Source organism: Clavibacter sp. MX14-G9D (genome assembly GCF_032917815.1).
In the GTDB taxonomy this organism is placed as follows: domain Bacteria; phylum Actinomycetota; class Actinomycetes; order Actinomycetales; family Microbacteriaceae; genus Clavibacter; species Clavibacter michiganensis_K.
In genome coordinates this window covers 1-4,186 of the sequence record NZ_JAVCVL010000226.1, presented here as the reverse complement: position 1 = coordinate 4,186, position 4,186 = coordinate 1, and the positions used below count along the sequence as shown (strand labels likewise).

General features: G+C 71.0%; 2 protein-coding genes. Both read right to left on the bottom strand.

Annotated elements, in window-relative coordinates:
- A partial coding sequence (locus Q6969_RS13565; RefSeq protein ID WP_317230913.1) for a UPF0182 family protein occupies window positions 1–2,795 on the bottom strand: 2,795 nt, incomplete at its 3' end.
- Window positions 2,796–2,944: 149 nt separating this feature from the next.
- Entirely contained in the window at window positions 2,945–4,036 is a 1,092-nt protein-coding gene (locus tag Q6969_RS13560) for a S16 family serine protease (RefSeq protein ID WP_317230912.1), read from the bottom strand.
- Between the last annotated feature and the right edge of the window lie 150 nt (window positions 4,037–4,186).

The following is a 4,186-nucleotide window of genomic DNA, read 5'->3' as shown; positions in this document are numbered from 1 at the left end:
GCCGTCGCGGCGGGCGTCGTCGGGGCCGGCGTGGGCGTCGGGGTCGAGCCCGTGTCGCCGTCGGTCGATCCGTCGTCGGTCCCGGTGCCGTCGTCGGTGACGGGCGTGGTGGGCACGCCCTCGTCACCGGCGGTGGCGCCCGAGTCGCCCTCGAAGATGCTGTCGAGGGCCGCGTCCAGCGTGTCCTCGAACGCGATCTTGTCGCCGAACGCCACCAGCACCTTGCGGAGCAGGGGGTAGCTCGTGTCGCCCGTGGAGCGGACGTACACGGGCTGCACGTACAGCAGGCCGCCGCCGACCGGGAGGGTCAGCAGGTTGCCGCGCACCACGGAGGTGCGGCCGCCGCGCTCCAGCAGGTTGAGCTGGTTCGCCACGTTCGTGTCGGAGTTGAAGTTGTTCTGGATCTGCGTGGGCGCCGGGATGGTGTCGTCGTTCGGCAGCGTCAGCAGTCGCAGCTTCCCGTAGTCCGGCGCCTTCTCGCCCGCCGTGCTGCCCGCGTCCGAGTCGACCCCGAGGTAGCCCGTGAGCACGCTCCGGGCGGTGTCCTGCGTGGCCGGCGGGATGAAGGTCGTGTACAGCGAGAACTTCGGCTCGTCCTGGCCCGGCATCTGCATGGTCAGGTAGTACGGCGGCTGGAGGCTCGCCGACGTGCCCGGGTCCGTGGTCGCGGTCGGGTCGTTCGGCGTGGTCCAGAGGTCCTGGTTCGAGTAGATCGAGCCCGGGTCGGTCACGTGGTACTTGCCGAGGACCGCGCGCTGCACCTTGAACATGTCGGCCGGGAAGCGCAGGTGGCTCATGAGCTCGCCCGAGATGTCCGAGATCGGCTGGAGGGTCGAGGGGAACACCTTCTGCCAGGTCTTGAGGATCGGGTCCTCGGTGTCCCACGCGTAGAGCGTGACCTTGCCGTCGTACGCGTCGACCGTCGCCTTCACCGAGTTGCGGATGTAGTTGATCCGGTCCGTCGGGACGAGCGGCTGCGTCTGCTGCGAGTCCGCGATCAGGCGGCTCATGTCCTGACGCTCCGAGTACGGGTACTGGTCGCTCGTGGTGTAGCCGTCCACGATCCAGACGACGCGGCCGTCGACCACGCTGGGGTACGGGTCCTTGTCGATGGTCAGGTACGGCGCCACCTTGCCGACGCGCTGCGCCGGGTCGCGGTCGTACAGGATCTGCGACTGGTCGTTGACCTGGCTCGCGAGGAAGATCTGCTCCGACTGGAACTTGAGCGCGTAGATGAGGCGCTTGAACACGTTGTCGACCTTCGGGCCGCCGTTCCCCTGGAACGTCGTGTACGTCTCGTCCGCGCCGTCCTCGCCGGACGGGTAGTCGAGCTCGACCTTGTCGCCGGACTCGGGGCCGCCGACGATGGAGTAGTCGGGCGAGTTCTCGCCGAAGTACACGCGGGGCTCGAAGTCGCCGAGGTCGCCCGAGGCCGGGATGCCGGACTCGAGGAAGACCGGCTGGCCGTCGCTCGTGCGCTGCGTGCCGTACGCGGCGACCAGCGAGTAGCCGTGCGTGTACACGAGGTGCTGGTTGACCCACGAGGTGCCGGTGTTGGTGGGGCTCAGCTCGCGCACCGCGACCACCGTGTCCTGCACGCGGCCGTCGATGTCGTACCGGTCGACGTCGAGGTTGTCGCCGAACTGGTAGTACTGCCGGAACTGCTGCAGCTGGCTGAACGCGTCGCCCACGACCGCGGGGTCGAGGATGCGGATGTTGGCCGTGGTCGCGGCATCCTCGCGGAGCGCGCCGGGCGTGGTGTCCGTCGTGGCGTCGTAGGGGATCTCCTCGATGTCCGCGAGGCCGTACGCCGCGCGGGTCGCCTCGATGTTGCGCTCGAGGAACGGCGCCTCGTAGGCCCGCTCGTTCGGCTCCACCTGGAAGCGCTGGACGACGGCCGGGTAGGCCGTGCCGATGAGGATGCTGCTGACGATGAGGCCGGCGGTGCCGATGATCGGCAGGCGCCAGCGGCCGATGACCGCCGTGACGATGAACAGCAGCGCGACGACGGCGGCGATGCCGGCGAGGATCGCGCGACCCGGGATGACCGCGTTCACGTCGGAGTACGCGGCGCCCGTGATGAGCTGCCCGTTCGCCTGGTTGACGACGGAGGAGTACTGGTCGAGCCAGATGCTCACGCCCTGCAGCAGGAAGTAGACGCCCGCCGTGATGGCGATCTGGATGCGCGAGCTCTTCGAGATGCGCACCTCGCGGCCCGTGAACCGCACGGCGCCGTAGAGGTAGCTGGTGGCGAGCACGCCGAGCATCGAGATGATGACGACGGCCGAGGCGAAGCCGACGACCGCGTGGTAGAAGGGCAGCTCGAACATGTAGAACGACACGTCGAGGCCGAACTGCGGGTCGGTCGTGCCGGCGGGCGTGCGGTTCAGCCACAGCAGCGTGCGCTGCCAGCCGCTCGATGCCGAGACGCCGGCGAAGAGGCCGAAGACGGCCGGGATCGCGAACATCGCGAGGCGGCGCAGCGGCTCGACGACCTGCTGGTAGCGGTCGAGCTGCGAGTTGAGCTTCGCGTAGACCGGCCGGGAGCGGTACGCCACCTGGATGCTGACGAACACCGGGACCGCCATGGCGAGGAACCCGACGAGGAACAGCGCGATGCCCGCGCCCCACTGCGTGAGCAGCACTCCCAGGTAGCCCAGCTGGTCGTACCAGAGGACGTCGGCGTAGAAGCCGGCGAAGATGAAGAACGCGATCACGAGGGCGGCGATGATGGCCGCGGTGATGGCGAGAGGGGCTCGGCTCCGTCTGGAGGGCCGGGCGGATGTGCTTGTCACGTGTGTGCCTCAGAGTCGGGGACAGCGGAGCCCTCATCCTAGGCGGGGCCCTTGCCAGGAACCTGCGAGCGATCAGGGGTCCCGATCTGGTAAGGGGGCCCTCTCGATCGGGGCCGCTCCGGACCCTCTCCCGGCCGGCCCGGCCGTCGTCAGCAGGTGGGCAGCGCGTCCAGGTCGCCGCCCGAGGAGACGGCGTCGAGCGCGGCCAGCGAGTCGTCGAGCGTCGCGACGGAGAAGACGCGCAGCCCGTCCGGGACGTGCCCGCGGACCTCGTCGCAGTTCTCCGCCGGAGCGAGGAAGTACTCGGCCCCTGCGCGCTCCGCGCCGAAGAGCTTCTGCCGGATCCCGCCGATGGGCCCGACGGTGCCCGCCGCGTCGATCGTGCCCGTACCCGCGAAGGCCCTCCCGCCGGTGAGCGAGCCCTCCTCGAGCTTGTCCATGATCCCGAGCGCGAACATCATCCCCGCGCTCGGCCCCCCGACGTCGTCGAGCTGGATGTCGACCTCGAACGGGAACTCGTACGCCGTGGAGGTGACGATCCCGATGACCGGACGGCCGTCGCGCTCCGCGGGCGTCACCTCGACGGTGCTGTCCTGGCCGTCGCGCGTGATCCCGAAGGACAGCGCCGTGGTCGTGCCCGCCGCGGCGACGCGGGCCTGCAGGTCGGCGAGGTCGACCACGTCGGCGCCGTCGACGGTGCGGATGGCGTCGCCCGTCCGCAGGGGGCCCGCCGCCGGGGAGCCGTCGAGGATGCTCTGCACCTGCAGGGTCCGCGGCACGTCGATGCCGAGCTCCGTGAGGGCCGCGGCGACCGCGTCCTGCTGCGAGTCCGTCATCTGGACCTGGTTCTGGGCGTCGCGCTCCTCGGCCGTCTGGTCGGCGGGGAACACCGCCTCCATCGGCACGACGCTGCGGCTCGGGTCGAGCCACGCGGAGACCACCTGGAACCAGTCGGGGCGCTGGGCGGGGTTGCCGACGACGCTCACGGTGAGCATGTCGAGGCGCCCGTCGGTCGGGTAGGTGGTGCGGTCCGGGATGGAGATGAGGGGACGCTCCGTGCCCTCGTGGTCGCTCGTGCCGAGCGTGTCGAACACGGGGCCCGGCTGCTCGATGACGTACGGCGAGGGCAGCAGGCCGAGCGCGAGGGCGAGCACGGCGCCGGCGCCGGCGAGCACGCGGCCGACCCGGCGGCGGCGCGGGGGCCGGGGTGCGCGCGGGGCGTGCTGGGCGAACAGGCTCATCCGGGATCCTCGCGGTCGGGGCGCGCGACGGGCCGGGATGCGGCCGCGCGTCGGGGTTCTGCGGCGGCTCACGGCCGCTGTTCGCGGCGGGCGGGAGCCGCGACGGCTCAGCCTAGGCGAATCCGGATGGGGTTCCCGTGGGCGCGGGCT